At 43.4% G+C, this 17666-nt stretch carries 12 protein-coding genes; all 12 read left to right on the top strand.

What is annotated here, in order from left to right; translation table 11 throughout:
* The first annotated feature begins 124 nt into the window (after positions 1-124).
* Positions 125-1384, top strand: a complete 1260-nt coding sequence (gene yfmF / locus FD04_RS01305; RefSeq protein ID WP_162255743.1) for an EF-P 5-aminopentanol modification-associated protein YfmF — start codon at positions 125-127, stop codon at positions 1382-1384.
* On the top strand, positions 1381-2673 hold the full coding sequence (gene yfmH, locus FD04_RS01300; protein ID WP_056946418.1) for an EF-P 5-aminopentanol modification-associated protein YfmH: 1293 nt from the start codon (positions 1381-1383) through the stop codon (positions 2671-2673). Before yfmF ends, yfmH begins: the two co-directional genes overlap by 4 nt.
* Positions 2674-2778: 105 nt before the next feature.
* The gene (locus FD04_RS01295; RefSeq protein WP_056946416.1) at positions 2779-3726 is read left to right on the top strand and encodes a helix-turn-helix domain-containing protein; all 948 of its coding nucleotides are present in this window, start codon (positions 2779-2781) and stop codon (positions 3724-3726) included.
* A 64-nt stretch (positions 3727-3790) separates the two neighbouring features.
* Positions 3791-4378: a CDP-diacylglycerol--glycerol-3-phosphate 3-phosphatidyltransferase gene (gene pgsA / locus FD04_RS01290; RefSeq protein ID WP_054701755.1), complete on the top strand. Its 588-nt coding sequence runs from the start codon at positions 3791-3793 to the stop codon at positions 4376-4378.
* Positions 4379-4574: 196 nt separating this feature from the next.
* Positions 4575-5822, top strand: coding sequence for a competence/damage-inducible protein A (locus tag FD04_RS01285; protein WP_054701751.1), 1248 nt, complete (start codon positions 4575-4577; stop codon positions 5820-5822).
* An 85-nt stretch (positions 5823-5907) separates the two neighbouring features.
* Complete coding sequence (gene recA, locus FD04_RS01280; protein WP_056946414.1) at positions 5908-6981, top strand: recombinase RecA; 1074 nt, start codon at positions 5908-5910, stop codon at positions 6979-6981.
* Between the two features lie 274 nt (positions 6982-7255).
* Positions 7256-8815, top strand: coding sequence for a ribonuclease Y (rny, locus tag FD04_RS01275; protein WP_056946412.1), 1560 nt, complete (start codon positions 7256-7258; stop codon positions 8813-8815).
* A 152-nt stretch (positions 8816-8967) separates the two neighbouring features.
* Complete coding sequence (locus FD04_RS01270; RefSeq protein ID WP_056946411.1) at positions 8968-9771, top strand: TIGR00282 family metallophosphoesterase; 804 nt, start codon at positions 8968-8970, stop codon at positions 9769-9771.
* Between the two features lie 27 nt (positions 9772-9798).
* Entirely contained in the window at positions 9799-12495 is a 2697-nt protein-coding gene (mutS, locus tag FD04_RS01265; protein WP_056946410.1) for a DNA mismatch repair protein MutS, read from the top strand.
* A gap of 12 nt (positions 12496-12507) precedes the next feature.
* A complete protein-coding gene (gene mutL, locus FD04_RS01260) occupies positions 12508-14490 on the top strand; it encodes a DNA mismatch repair endonuclease MutL (RefSeq protein WP_056946408.1) in 1983 nt (660 codons plus the stop codon).
* Between the two features lie 128 nt (positions 14491-14618).
* Complete coding sequence (locus tag FD04_RS01255; protein WP_056946407.1) at positions 14619-14855, top strand: YkuJ family protein; 237 nt, start codon at positions 14619-14621, stop codon at positions 14853-14855.
* A gap of 188 nt (positions 14856-15043) precedes the next feature.
* Positions 15044-17101, top strand: a complete 2058-nt coding sequence (locus tag FD04_RS01250) for an LTA synthase family protein (RefSeq protein ID WP_056946405.1) — start codon at positions 15044-15046, stop codon at positions 17099-17101.
* Positions 17102-17666: the final 565 nt, after the last annotated feature.

Here is a 17666-nt window from a genome sequence, read left to right as displayed (position 1 = left end):
ATATCAAAATGCCATTTATTTTTAAACTCATTTTGCAATATTCTGGCCGATTTAAGCTTAAAGGGTAGCGTTTTGCGGTTAAATCATCTAATATGGTTTGGTAATGTCACGAGGAGGGCGAAAATTGCCAAAGCAATTAGCAAATGGTGTTTGGTTAAATGTTATCAAAACATCACAATTTAAAACAATAAGTATGACGGTTGATTTCTTAGAACCGGGACAAGTAACAGCACTGTCCAAACGAATTTTATTAGCGCAGCTGCTTGAAACTAGTAGTGCGCAATTTCCGACACAAACGGCACTAGCTTCTAAATTATCGATGATGTACGGTGCTAACTATGGCGTGAACGTTTTTCGGTACGGTTTAGTATCTGGTCTACGCTTTTCGAGTACCATCATTAATGATCACTTTATTGGCGGCCAATCACTGTTAAAGGAAATGGTGGATTTCTTGAGGACCGTCATTTATGAACCGTTGACTGAAAATCAAGGTTTCGAGCCGGTCACCTTCAAGCGTCAGCAACAAAACTTGGTGGCTTATTTACGGTCACTCAACGATGATAAACAGTATTATGCTGAACAACAATTGAGTGAGTTATATTTTGAAGAACAACCGTTTTTTGCTACCAGTTTGTACGGTGATGCTGACACGATTGCTGGGTTAGATGCTAAGTCATTACTAGCTGATTATCAGCAGCTTTTAAGCCGGGATCAGATTCAAATTACGATTGCTGGTGATGTCGATGAAGCCGCGGTAGTGCACGCTTTATCTCAATGGCCATTAGATGACCGGACCGAGTCGGCAATGCCGTTGATTTATAAACGTGAACAGCAACCGGTCCGTAGACTGACTGAAGTACAACCTTTGCAACAGTCAAAATTAAATCTGGCCTACCGGTTACCAATTTATTATCGAGAGCAAGGTTTTTATGATGCCATTGTGTTCAATGGTTTATTTGGTGGCACGCCAATTTCGATGTTGTTTAAAAACGTTCGTGAAAAGAATAGTTTGGCGTACTACGCATCAAGTCGTTTTGATGGTTTCACCGGAACGTTGCTTGTTCAAACTGGAATCGATCAGCGTAATCAAGCAGCTGTGGAAGAAATTATTGCGGCCCAACTACAAGCAATCAGTCAGGGTGAGTTTAGTGATGAATTATTTAACCAAGTTGTTGCCAGCTTAATCAATGGCCGAGAATCACGGCAAGATTCCCAACGCGCCTTGGTGAACCAGGCGATGTTGAATCAATTGGTAAGAAAAAACGTGAGTGCTGCCGAATGGGTAGCTGCTATTCAACGCGTCACACCAAAAGACGTTGCGCAAGTTGCCCAGCGGGTTGAACAACAAGCAGTATTCTTTTTGAAGGGGGAGGCCTCAAAATGAAAAAGCAATCATACCCCGAATTAGGCGAAACGCTTTATTCACAAACACTCACTAACGGGTTACGGGTCTATTTGTTGCCTAAAGCCGGTTATCATAAAACCTATGCGGTGATGACCACCGATTATGGTTCCGTGGATCAAAAATTTGTCCCATTAGGCCAATCCCAATCGATTACCCAGCCAGCGGGCATTGCTCATTTCTTGGAACACAAGATGTTTGAGAAAGCAGATCACGATGCGTTTGATACCTTCGCACATTATGGAGCCAGCTCAAATGCCTTTACAAGTTACACGCATACCAGCTACTTGTTTTCAGCAACGCACCATCTGAAAGAGAATTTGATCACGTTATTAGACTTTGTTCAGTCACCATATTTTACCGCCAAAACCGTTAACAAAGAAAAAGGCATTATTGGTCAAGAAATTCAAATGTACGAAGATGACCCTAATTCTCGTGCGTATTTTGGCACGATTGCTAACTTATATCCCAATCAACCACTAGCGAACGATATTGCGGGGACCTTAAGTTCGATTGATGCGATTACGGCAGACGACTTGTATACTGCCCATCGGACTTTTTATCACCCAAGTAATATGAGCCTGTTTGTTGTTGGTAAACTAGCGGTGGAAGAGACCCTAGACTGGATCGAGGCGAATCAGTCCGCTAAACAATTTGCACCTGCGACTGCCATTCAACGAATCACACCGACGAAGACCGGCCAAGTGACGGCTCGAAAAACATTGATGACGCCCATCGAACGACCCAAGGTTACGATTGGGTTGCGTGGAATGGATGACTTGCCAACGGGGCTCGCACGGCTTAAGTATGAAGACGCACTCTCATTAGGGTTTACCCTCTTATTTGGTGAGACCTCTCCTGAATTTTTGGCACTTTATGATCGCGGCGTTATTGATGATAGTTTTGGGTACAACATTGAATTGCAGCGGGGTGCTCACCACGTAATCTTGGCCGGTGAAGCCGAAGATCCTGAGGCGTTTGAAACGGCTGTAAATGAGATTTTGCAACATGCAATCGAAAAATTGCAAGCCGCAAGTGACCGGTTTGTTGCTGTACAACGTGAAGCCATTGGGAGCACCCTAAGCGCCTTTAATTCACTCGAGGCAATCGCCAATCAGTTTGATGATCGTTTATACGGCGACGCAAATTTGTTTGACGAAGTCGGCGTTATTAAGGATTTGACGATGGCCGATGTGATTGAAACGACGACCCAGTTTATTCAGGCTAGTGCACGAAGCACCCAGCTGATTTTGCCAGCTTTATCAGATTAAGAAACCGTTAAAATAAGGTGATGGTAGAATTCGTCATTAAATCATAGACGGACCTATGCTATACTAGGACTGAAAAAAACAAGATTTTATAGGTGGAGAATTTCTATGAGTGAAAATAGTAAGTCAATTGGCGAAACATTACGTGACGCCAGGATTGCAAAGGGTTATACCCTGGACGATCTGCAACAGACCACCAAGATTCAAAAACGATACCTTATCGCGATTGAAGATGGCCAGTTCTCAGATTTACCAGGTGATTTCTATGTTCGTGCGTTTATCAAGCAGTATGCTGAGACCGTGGGCTTGGATGGTAACGAACTACTTGACCAGTTCAGTGATCAATTACCAAGTACCAAGACCCAGGAATACAAGGATCGGGTTAATGAAGAAAATCCAGAGACGCGTTCAGCTCAACGTAAAGTAGACGATCGAACGGCCAAAATTCGGCGACAAGTGCCCATCGTCGCAGCCGTAGTGGTTGTGGTGGCAGTCTTGATTGGGATCTGGTATGCCAGCACTAAGAACTCACAACAGAGCAGCAGTTCACAAAACGTGGACAGTAGCTCGGTATCAGTTTCTGGTAGTAGTCAAAAAGCTAGCAGCGCTTCTTCGAAGGCATCAAGCAAAAAGGCTAAGAAAGCGTCAAGTTCTGCCAGCAAGGCAAGTTTCTCAAAAGTATCGACTTCTGGGACAACCACGACTTATGATATGACGAATGCGCCAAAGACGAAGACAGTGAAGTTGAAGAGTAGTGCCAGTGCTTGGGTGTCAGTCACCTCCAACGGCAGTACCGTATGGCAAGGCACGTTAACCGCCGGCAAGACCCAGAGTGTTAAGGTTAGTTCAAGTGCAACTTCTGCAACCTTCAACTTAGGGAACGCACCATCGACGTCAATTACGATTGGTGGCAAAAAACTACCAATTTCAACAACCTCGACGTCTTCCGCTACGACAGCTTCATCGACAACCAGTGATAGCACCACGACTACGACCAGTTCTTCTACAACGACAACTTCGTCGCAAGTACAAAATATCACCGTTCAGTTCAAGTAATTTAAAGGTAAGCCGCTTGGCTTACCTTTTATACTGAAATCAATTTTTTGGGGAGGTAAACGGGTTGAATTTACCAAATAAGTTAACCGTTGTTCGAATCATTTTAATACCAATCTTTCTGCTGATTTTGGCAGTTCCAATGAGCTGGGGCAGTGTGATTTGGTTGGGTACCAAAATTCCGATTACCCAAATTGTGGCTGCTATTGTATTTGCCGTCGCTTCAATTACAGATTTTTTGGATGGCCAGATTGCTCGGCGTCAACACCTCGTCACTAATTTTGGCAAGTTCGCTGATCCCTTGGCGGATAAAATGATCGTCATGACGGCTTTTATTTTGCTCGTCGAGATGGGCTTAGCACCTGCATGGGTAGTTGCGATTATTGTCTGCCGTGAATTAGCCGTCACAGGATTACGATTAATCATTGTTGAAAACGATGGTCAGGTATTAGCTGCAGCATGGCCGGGTAAAATTAAGACAACATCACAAATGTTTAGTATTATCTTATTACTGCTTAACAACGTGTTGTTTGCTAACTGGCATCTCCCACTTGGTACGATTTTGCTGTACGTTTGCCTATTCTTTACGGTTTACTCGGGAATCGATTACTTTGTCAAAAACGGTAGTGTTTTTGCGGATTCATTTCATGAATAGTGAAGTGCGAGGATAATACGATTTAATCGAAATTATGAAACAATCATTGACCAGTGCGTCCTAATACAGGAGGTACTGGTTTTTTGATTATCAAGATAACGGATATCGACAACAGCTAGGAACAATCAGCGGTTCAGGTAACGCAATTTCAAGTCGCGTGGTAAGATTGAGAAAATGAGTATAGGGATGTGACAGTGTGAATGCAGAAATTGTAGCAGTAGGTACAGAATTATTACTCGGCCAAATTACCAACACTAACGGCGCGTACTTGGCGGCGAAGTTAGCTGAAATTGGCATTAATGTCTATTATCAAACGGTTGTGGGAGATAATCCGCAACGACTAGAGCAAGTTTTAACTATTGCGGAGCAACGCAGTGATATGGTGATGACCATCGGTGGGCTTGGTCCCACGGAGGATGACTTGACCAAGCAAATTGTCGCTAAACACTTACACGAGCGGTTAGTGGTTGATCAAGCGGCTCAAGCTAAAATTGACCATCAGGCGCAATTAACCGGTCGAATGCAATCTGCAAACAATCAAAAGCAGGCCTTAAAAATCGAGCACGCCATCAGTCTGGCTAACCATAATGGCTACGCGGTAGGTGATTTATACCTCAATGACCACGGCGCCAGTTACGTTTTACTACCGGGACCACCGGCAGAGTGTTTGAAAATGATTGAATCTGAACTCATGCCAGCACTTAAGCAACACCGTGCTGAAAAGCAAGTGTACGTTTCAAGAGTGATGCGCTTTGTTGGTATCGGGGAATCACAATTGGTGACAGATTTAGCTGATCTAATTTCAACTCAATCTAATCCGACAATTGCGCCGTACGCAAAAGCAGCGGAGGTCACATTACGCATAACCGCCTCGGCAGTTGATGACATATCGGCGAATCAATTAATTGATGAGATCGAAGATAAGATTTTGTCGATTGACGGTCAGTATTTCTATGGCCATGGTGATGATTTTTCTTTGGAAGCGGCCGTTGTGGCACAGCTGATTAAACACCATCTGACAATTACTGCTGCTGAGAGCTTAACTGCTGGTGAATTTCAAAGTACGATTGGCCGCGTTCCGGGTGTCTCTGCGGTATTTCCTGGCGGGTTTGTGACGTATGCAAATGAAGCCAAACAGCAATTACTTGCGATTCCAAGTGAAGTGATTGCAACTCATGGCGTTGTGAGTGAACAAACTGCGATTTGGATGGCTAAACAAGCTAAACAGCAACTCAACACGGATATTGCGGTCTCATTCACGGGTGTGGCTGGTCCCGATGAACTGGAACACCAACCTGCTGGAACCGTTTGGATTGGGATCGCATTCAAAAATCAAGCCCCGCAAGCCTACTTATACCACTTTAATAATGGCCGTCAGCAGATTCGAGCTCGATCGGTCATGTCTGGTTTGGATTTGGTTCGGCAACGTTTAAATGAAAAATGAGTGATTCCATGACGTTTCAATCGTGTTGTGGCATTGTGCTACGAAGCCAAACACGCAGTCGTACTTAGTACGGAGGAGGACGAATATGGCAGAAGAACGGCAAGCAGCTCTTAATGCAGCGTTGAAAAAAATCGAAAAAAACTTCGGCAAAGGTGCCATTATGCGGATGGGTGAGGCTGCAGATACGCACATCGCGACGGTGTCAAGCGGTTCATTAGCACTAGATAACGCATTGGGCGTTGGTGGCTATCCTAAAGGCCGCATTATCGAAATTTATGGGCCTGAAAGTTCCGGCAAAACAACTGTCGCCCTTCATGCTGTCGCCGAAGTGCAAAAAAATGGCGGTATCGCGGCTTACATTGACGCAGAAAATGCGCTTGATGCAGCCTACGCCAGACAGCTAGGCGTGAACGTTGACGACTTGCTTTTATCCCAACCGGATACGGGTGAGCAGGGACTTGAAATTGCGGATGAACTGGTTGCGAGTGGTGCTATTGATTTGCTGGTGGTGGACTCAGTTGCTGCACTCGTGCCACGCGCAGAAATTGAGGGTGAAATGGGTGACGCCCACGTTGGCCTGCAAGCCAGACTGATGTCTCAGGCGTTGCGGAAATTATCAGGGTCGGTTAATAAAACGCAAACCATTGCCATCTTTATCAACCAAATTCGTGAAAAAGTGGGTGTGATGTTTGGTAATCCAGAAACGACACCTGGCGGCCGTGCGTTAAAGTTTTACGCGACGATTCGACTAGAAGTTCGGCGAGCTGAACAAATCAAGGATGGATCGGAAATTATCGGGAATCGTGTTCGAATCAAGGTTGTCAAAAATAAGGTGGCACCACCTTTCAAACGGGCAGAAGTGGATATGATGTATGGTACTGGCATTTCTCAAACTGGTGAGTTAGTCGATATGGCGACTGATAAGGCCATCTTGAAAAAAGCGGGGTCCTGGTACGCCTATCACGATGAACGCATTGGTCAGGGACGCGAAAAGGCCAAGCATTACCTTGCCGAACATCCACAATTGATGGCTGAGATCCGGGCTCAGGTTCGGTTGGCGTATGGTATTGATGGTGAACTCGAGCAGTCGGCCAATCAGTCTTCGTCAGAAATTGATGATGTTGAGACGTTGGATTTAGGACCATTCGATGAATCGTGACTTGCGTTCATGCTTAGTACATGGCACGGTCATTATTTTTCGAAGCAATTAAATGGGTCGCGAGTTGAAATGCTTTATCGGCTAATTATGAGAATACAATGAAAAAACGACACTTAAAAGCAGCACTAAACTAAATAACTACCGTGGTGGCGTGATGTTTTATTGACAGGCTATGGTTGAAACATTAAAATATTAATTGTGTCAATAATCAATTAACATCTAAAAATTTACTGATTTAGCAATCAAATAATTTTGATGATGCGGAGGTGGAATCATGGGTATTCCAGAAATAATCCTCGCTATCATCGCTATCGTTGTAGGTGTGGGAATCGGATACTTTGTTCACAAAACGCTGATTGAGCGTAAGTTGAACGCAGCGCACGAAAACGCACAAGATATTTTAGCTGATGCGAAAAAGCAAGCAGAGACGGACACCAAAGAGGCCTTGCTTGAAGCCAAAGATGAAAGTCATCGCTATCGATCAGAAATTGAACGTGATTTGAAACGGCAACGTGGAGAAGTTCAAAAGCAAGAGGATCGAGTTTTACAGCGAGAAGAAGCGCTTGATCGCAAAGATAACGCTTTTCAAAAGCGCGAAGATGTTTTAGAGCACAAAGAAAACAAGTTGAACTCTGAACAACAGAAGTTAGCTAAATTACAACAGCAAGCGGACTCATTGGTTGAAAAACGGCAGGCTGCCGTAGAAGAAGCGGCTGCACTTTCTCAAGAGGAAGCGCAGTCTTTGATAATTAACGAAGCAAAACAGGCGTTAAGTGCTGAACGCGCTAAGATGATTAAGGAAAGTAATCAACAAGCTGCCCAAGAGGCGGATGAGAAGGCTAAGTCATTGATCGTTCAGGCCATTCAACGTAGTGGTGCCGACATGGTGTCTGACACAACCGTTTCCGTTGTGACACTACCAAATGACGATATGAAAGGTCGAATCATCGGTCGTGAGGGGCGTAATATTCGAACCTTAGAGACCTTGACTGGAATTGACCTGATCATTGACGACACGCCAGAAGCTGTCGTCTTGAGTGGGTTTGACCCGATTCGTCGAGAAGTTGCTAAGCTGGCCCTTGAGAAGCTGATTCAAGATGGTCGAATTCATCCAGCTCGAATTGAAGAAATGGTCGAAAAGGCACGCAAGGAATTGGACGAACAAATCCAAGATCTCGGTGAGCAAACAGTCTTTGATCTCGGCATTCACTCAATGCACCCAGCATTGATTAAACTTGTCGGTCAGATGAATTATCGAATTTCATATGGTCAAAATGTCTTAACACATGCCATTGAAGTTGCTAAATTATCAGGAATCTTCGCAGCCGAATTAGGTGAGGATGTTACGCTAGCAAAACGCGCAGGATTATTACACGATATTGGTAAAGCGGTTGAAAATGACGTTGAGGAGTCTCACGTTCAGATTGGGATTGACCTAGCCAAGAAGTATAAAGAAAGCCCAGTTGTGATTGATGCAATTGCGGCCCACGAATCGACTGCTACACCACACTATGTGATTTCTGAAATAGTGGCGGCAGCAAACACGATTTCTGCTTCGAGACCCGGTGCACGAAGCGATTCACTTGAGAGCTTCATTCACCGTTTGGAACGGTTAGAAAATATCGCTGATGAATTTGACGGCGTCAAGAAGTCATTCGCCATTCAAGCAGGGCGCGAAGTTCGCGTAATCGTTAAACCAAACAAAATTTCAGATTTAGATGCAGTTACCCTGGCCCACGACATTAAAGAAAAAATTGAGAGTGATATGGATTATCCAGGTCACATCAAAGTTTCTGTTATTCGTGAAGTTCGGTCGGTTGCATATGCTAAGTAAGGCTTAGCAATTGAATCAATGGATCATCAAAGCCCTTATGACTTTGATGATCTTTTTTAATGGGTGTTAAAGTTCTGTAGGCGGTCGTTTATACGTCTGATGTGTTAAACTAAAACATATTGCTTCAAACTAAATTAGATTAGAGGAACAACATGCGGATTTTATTTATTGGTGATGTCGTCGGGAATGTCGGCGTTGAGATGATTCAAACTTATCTACCGAAACTCAAGCGGGATTTGAAGCCCCAAGCGACCATTGTGAATGGCGAGAATTCAACGCCAGTCGGCCGTGGCATTAGTCAAAAAATATACAAGCAACTCCTTGCCAGCGGTGCGGACGTTGTCACGATGGGCAACCATACGTGGGATAATAAAGAACTGTTTGAATTTATTGATGATGCGACTAAATTAGTACGACCGGCTAATTTTCCTGGTAAGGACGTCCCCGGTCTTGGTTGGACGAAGTTAAGGGTTAACCAAGCCACTTTGGCCGTGATCAATTTGCAAGGTCGAGTGTTCTTACCCCCGCTGGATGATCCCTTTGCGACAGCCGATCGTCTGGTCGATGAGATTCGAAAAGAAACGCCGGTGATCTTTGTTGATATGCATGCGGAAGCGACCAGTGAAAAACGTGCAATTGCGGAGTATTTAAAGGGCCGAGTATCGGCGGTGGTCGGCACGCACACGCACGTTCAAACCAGTGATGAACAAATTATTGATCACCAAACGGCTTTCTTAACGGATGCTGGCATGACCGGTCCAACCAGTGGTATTTTGGGCATGCAATCTGCTAGTGTGATCGGCCGCTTTTTAAATCAGCGACCAGCGCGTTATGAAGTTGAAACTAATGATGCCGGAATCTTAGGCGGTTGCGTGATTGATATCAATGATGAAACTGGTCATGCAACAAAAATCAAGCGGGTTTTAATTGACCCCGCACATCCCTATGATAATTAAAGATTTATGAAGTAAGAGGTGGAGAGATTGGCGAAAGAAAATCAAACGCCGATGATGGTTCAATATCAAGCAATTAAAGATCAGTATCCAGACGCTTTTTTGTTTTATCGACTCGGTGATTTCTATGAAATGTTCAATGATGATGCCATCAAGGGCGCTCAGTTGTTAGAGTTAACGTTGACGACGCGTAATCACAGTTCTAAAAATCCGATTCCAATGTGTGGTGTTCCGCATCACGCAGCTCAAAACTATATCGATATCTTGGTTGATAAGGGATATAAAGTTGCCATTTGTGAGCAGATGGAAGATCCAAAACTTGCCAAGGGAATGGTGAAACGAGAAGTTATCCAGTTGGTGACGCCCGGTACACAAACGGATACTGGTGTGGGCAATGCTAAGCAAAATAACTACTTAACGGCACTGACTCAAACTGATGAACAATTTGGGTTTGCGTACACGGACCTTTCGACTGGTGAATTAAAAGTGACCAGTTTGAACAACTTTGAGGCCGTCTTAAACGAAGTCATGAGCTTGCAGACTAAAGAAATCGTGGTTGATCAAACTGTTGAAGCAGACGTTACCAGTCAGTTACAAAAGGTCGGTATTTTAATTTCAACTCAGACCGACACTGAAGTAAAAGCGGAACTTAGTTATTTAACGCAAGATGTTCAACTAACCGAACAACAAACGGTTTTAAATCATTTATTGACCTATATCGTCACGACTCAAAAACGGAGTCTTGCTCACCTGCAACGAGCGGTGGTTTACAAGCCAGCCTTTTTCCTCAAAATGGACCATTATTCACAGCGAAACTTGGAGTTAACGCAAAACATCCGCACGGGCAAAAAGAGTGGGACGCTATTGTGGCTGTTAGATGAAACCAAGACGGCAATGGGCGGTCGGTTATTAAAGCAATGGCTTGATCGGCCGTTAGTTAACCGGACCGACATTATGGCCCGTCAGCAAAAGGTAGCCGTTTTAGTTGATCAGTACTTCGAGCGCAATAGCTTGCAAGAGGAACTGACACAGGTTTACGATTTGGAAAGACTAGCCGGTCGCGTTGCTTTCGGGAGTGTTAACGGTCGGGATTTAATTCAACTGAAAACCTCACTCAAGCAGATTCCTAAGTTGCAGCATGTGCTAAATGAGCTGCCACAAACAACGTTTGATGACATTCTCGAACGCTTGGACCCCATTGATGATGTGACTGAAGTGATTGATTCAGCAATCGTTGAGGAGCCACCGTTGTCCGTAACGGATGGTGGTGTCATCAAAGACAACTACGATGCAACGCTAGATCAGTATCGGCAAGCCATGCATAACGGTAAACAGTGGTTGGCTGAATTAGAGGCATCCGAACGGCAAATTACTGGGATCAATAACCTAAAAATCGGGTATAACCGGGTATTTGGGTATTATATTGAAGTCACTAAGGCAAATCTGGATAAGTTACCTGAGGACCGCTATGAACGAAAACAAACGTTGACTAATTCTGAACGATTTACAACGCCCGAATTAAAGGAAAAAGAACATCTTATTTTAGAGGCGGAAGAAAAGTCGACTGATTTAGAATATCAATTGTTCGTGAAAGTTCGAGAACTAGTCAAGCAAAATATTCAACGGATCCAAAGCTTGGCGCACGCTGTGTCAGAGCTGGATGTTTTACAGAGCTTTGCGGATGTCAGCGAAAAGTATCGCTTTGTCGCGCCGACTTTGACTACTGGTGGTCACGAGCTTTCGATTGAAGCTGGCAGACATCCAGTGGTGGAAAAGGTCTTGGGACGTCAAACTTACGTGCCAAATGACGTGGCGATGCCTGAATCAACTGATATTTTGCTCATTACCGGACCCAACATGTCTGGGAAGAGTACGTATATGCGGCAGTTGGCTTTGACAGTTGTATTAGCCCAAATGGGGTGTTTTGTACCTGCGACGTCAGCAACCATGCCGGTTTTTGATCAAATATTTACGCGAATTGGTGCTGCGGATGACCTAATTTCAGGTGAGAGTACCTTTATGGTGGAAATGAAAGAAGCTAATGAAGCGCTCTCTCATGCAACCGCCAACTCGCTCATTTTATTTGATGAGATTGGCCGTGGTACCGCAACGTATGATGGTATGGCGTTAGCGCAGGCCATCATTGAATTTGTCCATGATCATGTGCACGCGAAAACCCTGTTTTCAACCCACTATCATGAATTAACTGTTCTAGAAGATAGTTTAAAGGGATTAAAGAACGTACATGTGGGTGCGGTCGAAAAGGACGGGGAACTCGTCTTTTTGCACCAGATGCAAGATGGACCCGCTGATAAGTCCTATGGGATCCACGTAGCTAAGTTAGCTGGTTTACCAGACTCATTGCTACAACGCGCGGATACGATTTTGAGTCATTTGGAAACCTCTTCGGATCAGCACGCCACGGTGCAGGTTGTCGCAGCACAGCAGCAACACGCAAATCAGCCGGCTGTTGAGTCTGAGCCGGTTTCTAAGACTGAGGTACCCGTTACGCCAGTGGCTGAATCGACCATTCAGGTAACCGAAACCAAGCACGAAGCTGACACGCAGTTATCGTTGTTTGCAGAGCCTGAAAAAGAGCCAACTCAAGCTGATCAAGTTGCTGAGCAATTGAGGTCAATGAATCTAATGGGGTTAACACCCATGGATGTGATGAATCAAGTCTATAAGTGGCAGCAACAGTTAAACCAAGGTAAGAAAAAGCGTTAACGAGGTGATAATATGGCAGTAATTCATGAGCTTTCAGCAGTTTTAGCTGATCAAATTGCAGCTGGGGAAGTGATTGAGCGTCCTGCTTCAGTTGTTAAAGAATTGGTTGAAAATGCGATTGATGCCGGTAGTCATGAGATCGATATTCTAGTTGAAGATGCGGGCTTAAAATCAATTCAAATCATTGATGATGGTTGCGGCATTGAAGGCGATGAGTTGGCTTTAGCCTTTAGGCGCCATGCAACCAGCAAAATTGACGATCGTAAGGACCTGTTTCGGGTTCATTCCTTGGGTTTTCGCGGGGAGGCTTTGCCAAGTATTGCTTCCATTGCTGATGTCAAATTGACCAGTTCTACTGGTGGTGAAGGTCAGACGATTCACATCACTGGTGGCAAGCTGATTGATCAAAAACCAGCTGAGGCTAGACGTGGCACAGATATTTTAGTGAAGGATTTGTTCTACAATGTCCCAGCCAGATTGAAATACTTAAAGTCGATGAATACTGAGCTTTCTAAAATTGTTGATATCGTGAACCGGTTAGCTTTTGGTCATCCTGACATTCAGATTTCTTTATCGCACAATGGTCGTGAGTTAGTCCGTACGGCCGGTCGTGGCGATTTACAGCAGGTTATTGGTAGCATATATGGCATGAACAAGGCTGCTAAAATGATTCCAATCGAGGGAAAAGACGCTGATTTTGCTGTGAGTGGTTTTGTTTCATTGCCAGAATTAACACGTGCAAGTCGGAGTTACGTCTCAATTTTGTTAAACGGGCGCTATATCAAAAACTTTCAACTGACGAAGGCCATTATTGAGGGCTATGGGTCAAAACTGATGGTGGGGCGGTATCCACTAGCGGTCATCAACTTGGACATGGATCCACTGTTAGTTGACGTGAACGTTCACCCAACTAAACAAGAAGTTCGAATCAGTAAGGAAGATCAGCTGGGTGAACTGATCACTTCAGCAATTCGTGAACAGCTCGCACGGCAAAATTTGATTCCGGACGGGTTGACGAATTTGAACCACGGCCAGGTAGATCCACAGCAGGTCGCTGCGAATTTGACAGCGGTATCGCAACCATATATCCCGCAAAATCCGGCGAGTCGGCCACTGGAAGGTATGCCAGTACCGTCGAAGGAATCTGCTGAAAGTCAGTCTAAGTCAACGGACGCAGGCCTGTTCAATCAACAGCCATCTGATGGTGTGAATCACCCGCTGATAATAAAAACGGCAGCTGATCTTACGAGTCCAGTAGTCAGCCAGTTTGAACAAAAGTATCGTGATCAACAAGTGACGCCATTTGACGCACCAATCACACCGGTTCCGATGCCGACGCAGCCAATTAAAACGACTGAAACAGAGTTGTTTGATCAAACGGAACGTTTTCCAAATCTCATTTATATCGGTCAATTTCACGGCACTTATCTGCTGGCTCAGTCGGACGAGGGGCTCTATATCTTGGATCAACATGCCGCTCAAGAGCGTGTTAATTACGAGTACTATCGCGAGGCAATTGGCGAAGTGAGTGCTGATCAACAGCGATTATTAGTGCCAATTGTGCTCGATTACGGCACCAGTGATATGCTTAAAATTAGTGATAAGCTGGAGACTTTAGCGTCAGTTGGGCTTCACTTGGAGCAGTTTGGACCAAATAGTTTTATTGTCAGACAGCACCCGACTTGGTTTAAAGCTGGACAAGAGGCCGATACAATTAAAGAGATGGTGGATTGGATCATTCGGGATGGGCATTTAACAGTTGCCCAATTTCGTGAAAAAACCGCAATCATGATGAGTTGTAAACGGGCAATCAAGGCCAATCATCACTTGGATGATCAGCAAGCCAAGGCATTGATTGCACATCTTAAGACGGCGGAGAATCCCTTTAATTGCCCCCATGGTCGGCCAGTCTTGATTCACTTCACTGAAACTGATATGGAAAAGATGTTCAAACGCATTCAAGAACCACATCAATCACAACGATCCGAAGCTTAACGAACCGCTTATTGATAATGCTTTAAAAATTTTATGAAGTTGGCACCTTATTTGTAAAAAATAGTGCTTATATCCCCAGTCTTTGGTAAAATTAGAATGTTAAATCGATTTCCGGAAAGGGGATTCTCATGGAAGAATCACAGTTAATTGGCATTATTAATCGTCTCAAAGCCATGCAAGAAGATGCCGGTGATGAACCACAACCTCGGCGCTTCGAACGTGACGGCGTAGAGCTTGCACAGGTCGTTTACCATGCTGATACACAAACGTATAGTTTGGATGAATATCAAGCTAAGGAACATTTTGAATTTGATAATATCGATCTTGTTGCAATTGAGCTTTTCGAATTGTTGACTGATAACTAAAACAAAAACTATGGGTGACCATAGTTTTTGTTTTATCCAAAATATTGCTCAGCGTTGTGATGTCGATAAATGACGCTACTTGGGCATTCAAGTGTGAAGTTTTTTCAAAGTAAATTCAGTGATGATTGCTATTTGATGAAGATTCGATATAATGGCATTTGTTAAGTTTATCCTGGAGGCACGATGTTATGTCGGATTTTGTTAAACGGACGGCTGCTAAATTAAACACCGTTTTCGGTTTCTTTCTTTTAGTAGTCGTTTTATTTTGTATTAAGACTTATATTGCATACCAGCTGGAGTTTACCCTTGGCGTGAAAGGTGGCGTTCAAGAGTTTTTATTGGCCGTCAATCCGATTCCCGCTGCGTTGCTCTTATTTGGGATTGCATTGTACTTCAGAGGTCGGTTAGTCTACTGGCTAATGTTAATTATTGATGTCATTCAGACAACTTGGTTGTTTGCTAACATTATTTACTACCGCGAGTTTTCCGATTTCCTTTCATTTGGGATCATTAAAGGATCGGGTAATGTTCAAAATAACTTGGGTAAGAGTATTGGGCAGATTATTCATCCATCGGACTTTTTTGTCTATCTTGATATTATTTTACTGATTGTCCTGTTATTGACACACGTGATTCGCATTGATGGTCGGCCGTTCAAACGCCGCTTTGCGTTTACAATGACGATATTGTCCTTTGCATTAATGGGAGCAGAATATGGTATGGCCAACGCTGATCGGTCTGGCTTGTTAACGCGAACCTTTGATAACAACTACTTAGTTAAGTATTTGGGCTTAAACGAATACGCAGCGTTTAGTGTGTATCAAACTCAAAAACAGAGTGCAACCCGGGCCCACGCTAATGCGAGTGATCTGAAGAGTGTAGAGAAATATTTGAAACATAATCGTGTGGCAGCTAACGCAACGACCTTTGGCACTCAAAAAGGCAAGAATGTCATTATCATTCACTTGGAAAGTTTTCAACAATATTTGATCAACTACAAGGTGGATGGTAAGGAAGTTACACCTAACTTGAACAAGTTCTACAAAAACCAAAACACCATGAGTTTTGACAATTTTTACAATCAGGTAGCACAGGGGAAGACTTCAGACGCCGAGATGATGCTTGAAAACTCTTTATTCGGGCTACCACAAGGGTCTGCAATGACCGAATATGGCACGCAAAACACTTTCCAGGCTGCGCCGGCACTTCTTGATCAAGATGGGTATACGTCTGCAGCATTCCATGGCGACGTACCAAGTTTCTGGAATCGTGACAATACTTATAAGTCTTGGGGCTATGATTACTTCTTCAGTTCTCAGTACTATAAGGAAAAATCCGATTATACAGTTGGTTATGGTCTAAAGGATAAGATCTTCTTTAGAGATTCAGCTAAGTATTTGCAGGAATTACCACAGCCCTTCTATGCAAAACTGATTACACTTACCAATCATTATCCGTATGAGCTGGATAAACAAAACACCGATTTTCCAGCTACTAAGACTGGTGATAAGACGGTTGATCCGTACGTTCAGACGGCACACTACCTTGATGAAGCATTTGGTGAGTTTATCACTTACTTAAAGGAAGCTGGCTTATATAAGAACAGTATGATTGTGTTGTATGGTGATCATTACGGGATTTCGAACAATCACCGGGCTGCTATTGCACAGTTACTAGGTAAAGATAAGGTGACGAGTTACGATTTAGCCCAATTCCAGAAAGTGCCGTTCATGATTCATGCAACGGGACTTAAGGGTGGCATTAACCATACTTATGGTGGCGAAATTGACGTCTTGCCAACGTTACTTGATCTGCTAGGTGTAAAGAATACGAACACGATTCAGTTTGGTAATGACCTACTCGCCAAAAATCGCAATCAAACCGTTGCTTTCAGAAATGGTGACTTTATAACGCCACAATTCACTAAAGTTGGTAGTACTGTATATAATACGAAGTCTGGTGATGTTATTAAGCCAACTACTAAGCAAAAGGCCACATTGGCTAAGGAACAAAATCGTGTTACAACTGAACTTTCACTGTCTGATCGAGTCATTCAAGGGGATCTTTTACGTTTTTATCAATTAAAGGACTTCAAGTCGGTTGATAAGAAGAAGTATAACTATAAGTACTCTAATGGTATGGAACAGCTAGAGAAGGCTCAAAAATCAGAACCAACGAGCGTTAAAGCTAAGAATGGTGGCAAGAATACGGCCACTTATAAAACTGATGCACCAGAATTGAAGTAAGATCCTAAAAAACTGACAAAAACATCCACTGACCTCATGATTGGTTGGCGGATGTTTTTGTTTGATTTGGTGCGAAAGCGATTTGTTTTCTGTGGAGATTCATTGAAAGCATTCTTTTTTTGAAAAAACCTCAATTTTGGCTTGACCCAAGTAGGATAACTTGGTAATATTATATTCGTTGTTAAAAAGCACAAACGTTTCGTTACGAATAAATATGCAGATGGTGATTTGAATCTATCGCCCAGCGGATAATGTTATTTTGATACTAAATGTTTTGCTTGAGAAAAAGTTGATAATTATTCAAATAATGATTGACTTGAATAACAACGCCTGATATACTAATTAAGTTCTGTTAAGTCGGACAACGTTTCAGCCTTTGGAATGCTGTAACCAAGCCATTTAAATCAGTTTGTTATTATAAATAACACTTGACACTAAATAAGCTTGATGATATGATTTATAAGTCGATTGGTTAAATATTCATTATCTATTCAATCCAACAGAATGAATAGACCTTTGAAAACTGAACAAAGTTTCGTTTCACAAATGTGCAGGGTATATCACT

This window comes from Secundilactobacillus odoratitofui DSM 19909 = JCM 15043, assembly GCF_001434895.1.
Classification (GTDB): domain Bacteria; phylum Bacillota; class Bacilli; order Lactobacillales; family Lactobacillaceae; genus Secundilactobacillus; species Secundilactobacillus odoratitofui.
The sequence above is the reverse complement of the archived record's forward strand: the minus strand, read 5'-3'. Positions and strand labels throughout refer to the sequence as shown.

What these genes read in the sequence shown, in the direction of transcription:
- yfmH (WP_056946418.1), top strand. Translation starts at nt 1,381, where the DNA reads ATGAAAAAGCAATCATACCCCGAATTAGGCGAAACGCTTTATTCACAA.
- FD04_RS01295 (WP_056946416.1), top strand. Translation starts at nt 2,779, where the DNA reads ATGAGTGAAAATAGTAAGTCAATTGGCGAAACATTACGTGACGCCAGG.
- recA (WP_056946414.1), top strand. Translation starts at nt 5,908, where the DNA reads ATGGCAGAAGAACGGCAAGCAGCTCTTAATGCAGCGTTGAAAAAAATC.
- rny (WP_056946412.1), top strand. Translation starts at nt 7,256, where the DNA reads ATGGGTATTCCAGAAATAATCCTCGCTATCATCGCTATCGTTGTAGGT.
- FD04_RS01270 (WP_056946411.1), top strand. Translation starts at nt 8,968, where the DNA reads ATGCGGATTTTATTTATTGGTGATGTCGTCGGGAATGTCGGCGTTGAG.
- mutL (WP_056946408.1), top strand. Translation starts at nt 12,508, where the DNA reads ATGGCAGTAATTCATGAGCTTTCAGCAGTTTTAGCTGATCAAATTGCA.
- FD04_RS01255 (WP_056946407.1), top strand. Translation starts at nt 14,619, where the DNA reads ATGGAAGAATCACAGTTAATTGGCATTATTAATCGTCTCAAAGCCATG.
- FD04_RS01250 (WP_056946405.1), top strand. Translation starts at nt 15,044, where the DNA reads ATGTCGGATTTTGTTAAACGGACGGCTGCTAAATTAAACACCGTTTTC.